This window comes from Synechococcus sp. R5-13, from assembly GCF_047462015.1.
In the GTDB taxonomy this organism is placed as follows: domain Bacteria; phylum Cyanobacteriota; class Cyanobacteriia; order Thermostichales; family Thermostichaceae; genus Thermostichus.
Window position 1 is genome coordinate 1 of sequence record NZ_JANSIL010000133.1, and the last position, 4,230, is coordinate 4,230.

Annotated in this window: 5 protein-coding genes; 3 read left to right on the forward strand and 2 right to left on the reverse strand. The window is 55.4% G+C overall.

What is annotated here, in order from left to right; all coding sequences use genetic code 11:
- Positions 1–1,167 precede the first annotated feature (1,167 nt).
- Positions 1,168–1,578 (forward strand): plastocyanin, encoded by a 411-nt coding sequence (gene petE / locus NW840_RS10280; RefSeq protein WP_011433401.1) that lies wholly within the window; start codon positions 1,168–1,170, stop codon positions 1,576–1,578.
- Positions 1,579–1,761: 183 nt separating this feature from the next.
- On the forward strand, positions 1,762–1,992 hold the full coding sequence (locus NW840_RS10285) for a hypothetical protein (RefSeq protein WP_011433402.1): 231 nt from the start codon (positions 1,762–1,764) through the stop codon (positions 1,990–1,992).
- A 36-nt stretch (positions 1,993–2,028) separates the two neighbouring features.
- On the opposite strand, the gene NW840_RS10290 is transcribed toward NW840_RS10285, so the two are convergent.
- Entirely contained in the window at positions 2,029–2,241 is a 213-nt protein-coding gene (locus NW840_RS10290) for a DUF2997 domain-containing protein (protein WP_414344087.1), read from the reverse strand.
- Between the two features lie 88 nt (positions 2,242–2,329).
- Between NW840_RS10290 and NW840_RS10295 the strand changes: the two genes are divergently transcribed.
- Positions 2,330–3,379 carry a potassium channel family protein gene (locus NW840_RS10295; protein ID WP_414344088.1) on the forward strand — a complete coding sequence of 350 codons (1,050 nt, stop codon included), beginning with the start codon at positions 2,330–2,332 and terminating at the stop codon, positions 3,377–3,379.
- A 29-nt stretch (positions 3,380–3,408) separates the two neighbouring features.
- Here NW840_RS10295 and NW840_RS10300 read toward each other — a convergent pair whose 3' ends face one another.
- A complete protein-coding gene (locus tag NW840_RS10300; RefSeq protein ID WP_011433405.1) occupies positions 3,409–4,077 on the reverse strand; it encodes a PHP domain-containing protein in 669 nt (222 codons plus the stop codon).
- Positions 4,078–4,230 lie beyond the last annotated feature (153 nt).

Genomic DNA, 4,230 nt, shown 5'->3' on the forward strand with positions numbered 1-4,230 from the left:
AGAGATAGGCAGGATGCGATCGCTTCTTTCCTGAACCATGTTCAGGAGAGTTCAGCGTGAATGTATCAGTTTCAACCTCTGGCAAAGGGTTTGGCCGATGGCAATGTAACTCATCCCCAAAGCATCTCAGGATCAGGAAGTTCAGGGATCCCTGTAGCCGACTGCCATACAACCTTCTGGCCGAGAAATTGGCTTACGCTCGCTCCTCTCTTCTAGAGAGCCAGAGGAGTTTCCTCATACGCTAGATGCGTTGTCTTAGATAGCAGTGGCTATATGGCTATACAGTGAAGTAAGAAGTCCAAAAACTCACTCCAGGCTCAGATAAGTAAAAACTGCAGTATGAAGCTGTGCCTCCAGATCAGCCTGGTAAGAAAACCTTACTGCTGCACTTTTGAGGTGTAGTGTACTTCAACCCTGAGAGGAGCGCCCAGGTTCAAGGCAGTGCCAATACACCGGGCCAAGATTTGAATGTTAAGCCGCTGATCCGTCGATTCTAAACTTGTTGCAAGCCGACTCTTGCTTGGACCAACTACGGGTGAACGCTGTACGCTCATCTTAACAGACTCCCTTTTTTGGTGAGGGCTGAACAACCAACTGACTTTCAGGTGATGTTATTGAGGAATCTCAAAGGAATACCGACCAGCAGCATCCAAGAACCTGCTCTTTGAGATTAGGATGATTTGCCCTTCTTGTGCATCGACAACCCTACGGATTTGTTAGGCAAGACACTCTTGGACTTTAAGGGATCCCACGGAAAAAGAATCTCTACTTTGCGAAACTTTGCGAAGCACTTTTGGGTAGAGATGAGGACGACCCGGAAAACTGGCTCTCGGTTCCCTGCGCACGCTCACCAACCGCCAAAACATCCTGCCCCAACTGGCCGGGGATCCAGCCGCATCGGATTGCCTGGCAACAGGGTTGCCGTAGGTTTCTGGAAGAGCTGTGCTGTTTGGCGGGTTCGGTCTGCCGCGGCTCCCTGTAAAGAATGGATGTTGCCGCTCCATGGGTGGGCATGCTCTATTTTGGGATGAGCCCCCTTATAATGAACATTAGGAATTCAAGTGTCCCTGCTGTCCCTCCGCCTGGCTGGGTTCTCTTCACTGCATACAAGGGAACAACCGAGCCGCAAAGTCTGGGATAACTGCTGTTGCGTTTTGAGAGGAATCCATGTCTCTAGTTTTTAACCTGGTGAAGCGTTTGCAGCTCATCCTGCTCAGCCTTGTGGTTGGGGGATTGGCTGTGGCGTTCTTGTCCAACCCTGCTGCTGCCGAGACCTACATCGTCAAAATGGGATCTGACAAGGCCCAGTTGGTCTACGATCCGCCTTCTCTCACCATCAACCAAGGGGATACCGTTCAGTGGGTGAACAACAAGGTCTACCCCCACAATGTTGTCTTCGACAAGGTGCCCGGTGGAGATGCGGCTTTGGCGGCCAAACTCTCCCACAAGGCGCTGCTCACTGCTCCTAAGCAGGTGGTGGAGTCAGCTTTTGTTGATGTTCCTCCAGGTGAGTACACCTACTACTGCACGCCCCACCGTGGGGCCGGAATGGTCGGCAAGATCATCGTGAACGGCTAAATCCACACCCTAGGTGCTGAACTTCTAGGGATCCCACTTTTGGTTTTGCCTTGCTGGACAGGGATCCCTGCCTTTAGCATAAAAGTTAGCCCTCTCAGGAGTGGGAGGGCTTTTTAGCGAATGAATACGCATTCGACCGGCTTGCCCTGTACTGCGCAAGTGTAGTTCTCAAACGGGTTCTCTATGACCACCAGCGTTAAAGGTTACCTGCTCTTGGCCGTTTCCTGCCTCAGCGCCATTGCTGCTGTTGGCTCAATTTTCGAGTTGGCTTCTGGCGAGCCGGATTTTGGCGTCGGCCCCACCAGCATCATCTTGGTTGTCGCTGCTCCATTGGCTGTTTGGCTGTTTCAGGCTGCGGTTGGAGCGGCACGGGCCGGCAATACGGCCGGAAAGGGGAGCAAAAAGAAAAAGTGAGAAGATGGTGAGAACCCTAGGCAAATGGATATGGAGTCAGCGGGTTTGCTTCAAAGAGACTTCTGACTCCCTCTCGATTTCAGTCAGTTGGTGAAACTCCGGCAAGAGCTCCCGTTTCTGCACGGCTCCGAGCGCCGATTCCAAGCCGGCGGTAGCTAGGGTACAACTGGAGCCAGAACCATTCAGTACGGTCTCGGTGACCTGTCCGTTTTTGTCGATCCGATATTCCACTTTGATGTATTCAGGCATCCGCACTCCACTTGTTACCGAACAACAACGGGTTCTTCCCCATTCTAGTTCTTGCTTCCTTTTCCTGGGCTAGATCTGGCTGGGCTCTATGGCTTCTGCTCGTCCCCCCTTCCAGGCTGCCAAAAGGGATCCCGGAATCCGGCGAGACCTCGGCTTGGGCGTGGGGGCATTGGTGTGTGTGGTGCTGATCGGTACCCTTTGGTACCACGGGGTGGAGCAGTGGCCGTGGGTGGAGGCTTTTTACATGACCATCATCACCCTGACCACTGTTGGCTTTATGGAGGTGGAGCCGCTGGGGGATCGGGGGCGTTTGTTTACGGTGGCCTTGATCCTGATGGGGGTCTTGAGCATTGGGTTCATGGTGAATCGCTTTACAGAGGCCCTCATCCAGGGACATTTTCAGGAAGGGATCCGGCAACGGAAATGGAAGAAACAGATGGAAGCGCTGAACAACCACTATATCATTTGCGGTTTCGGGCGCATTGGCCGGCAGGTGGCTCAAGAGTTTCGAGCAGAAGGGGTGCCATTTTTGGTGATTGATCAGTCTGCCGAGGCCATTCAGGTGGCTCAAGAGCTGGGATACGTGGCCCTCCAGGGGGATAGTACTCTGGATGCCACTTTGCTGGAAGCGCGGGTGCAACAGGCGGAGGGGCTGATTGCCGCCCTGTCTTCCGATGCCGAGAACCTCTACGTGGTCTTGTCGGCCCGCACCTTGAACCCCCGCATTCGCACCATTGCCCGCGCCAATACGGAAGAGGCTTTGCAAAAACTGCAGCGAGCGGGCGTTGCCCATGCCATTTCTCCTTACATCACGGGCGGAAAACGCATGGCGGCGGCTGCCCTGCGTCCTCGAGTTGTGGACTTTGTGGATGGCATCCTTGCCGGTCGGGATCGCACTTTCTACCTGGAGGAGTACGAGCTGGCAGCCCAAGAATGTCCTTATGTCGGGCAAACCCTACGGAAAGCCGATTTGCGCAACCGATCCGGAGCTTTAGTGGTGGCAATCCGGCGGGCCGATGGCCAGTTGATCGGTGGCCCCAGCGGAGAAACCCTGTTGCAGCCGGGGGATCTGCTGTTGTGCATGGGCACCGCAGAGCAGTTGCGCCGGCTTGGTCAGCTGCTCTATCCACGCCCGTAGCAGCCCGTTCTCCACCTGGGTAGCCTGGCTCAAATCCGCCTCAGAATACTGGGGCCATGAGAGTCGGTGCCACAGGTTTTCAAAAGTCCGTAGGTCTCGGCCAGCTCTTCGGCTTTCTCCGTCACTTCCGGGCTAGGGATCCAAATCTCCGGGTTTTTGTAGGCGTAGTAGACCTCAAGGCCATCTATTCCCAACTCCGCTGCTGCTGGGACAATTTCCTCTGCAGGCAGGCAATAGCGAAAGGGATGGGCCAACACCGCCAAGCCTCCTGCCGCTTGAATGGCCTGGATCGCGTCGGCGGCGGGCAAGCCGGGAACCTGCTCCCCTTGGGCAAAGGGATCCAGGACACCATCGGTGGGATCGAAGCCGTAGCCCAGAATATGCACTTCACAGCCCAACAGGTTGGCTGTGATCTCGATCCCCGGCCACAGAATGGGGTCGTCGGGACGATCCAGGTGGGCGCGGGCTCGCTCGTAGCCCTTCAGGGTGTGGTGATCGGTGATGGCCAGTCCCTTCAGACCGTGCCGGCGCGCCTGCTCCGCCAGATCCACGGGATCCATCTGCCCATCCGAACAACGAGTGTGTAGGTGAAAGTTGTACTGCAAGGGACAAGAACGAGGGCCAACCCCCTGTAGCACCTGCCGCAACTCCCCAGCAGAAGGCACCACGCAGGGATCCCGTTCCAAGCTGACAACCATAGCCACCCTTGGGTTCTGAAGTTTTATTAAGCATGTCCCCCCATTGTAGCCAGGGGCAAGGGTCAGTGCTATGGGTCAAAGACTAGTAAACTACCCGACTCCGACCGCTAAAGCGGTACGGAGCGGGCTTTCAGTAGCCCTGAGCCTGCTCTG

Excerpts from the sequence above, each read along its gene's own strand:
- petE (WP_011433401.1), top strand. The coding sequence starts at position 1,168 with ATGTCTCTAGTTTTTAACCTGGTGAAGCGTTTGCAGCTCATCCTGCTC.
- NW840_RS10285 (WP_011433402.1), top strand. The coding sequence starts at position 1,762 with ATGACCACCAGCGTTAAAGGTTACCTGCTCTTGGCCGTTTCCTGCCTC.
- NW840_RS10290 (WP_414344087.1), bottom strand. The coding sequence starts at position 2,241 with ATGCCTGAATACATCAAAGTGGAATATCGGATCGACAAAAACGGACAG.
- NW840_RS10295 (WP_414344088.1), top strand. The coding sequence starts at position 2,330 with ATGGCTTCTGCTCGTCCCCCCTTCCAGGCTGCCAAAAGGGATCCCGGA.
- NW840_RS10300 (WP_011433405.1), bottom strand. The coding sequence starts at position 4,077 with ATGGTTGTCAGCTTGGAACGGGATCCCTGCGTGGTGCCTTCTGCTGGG.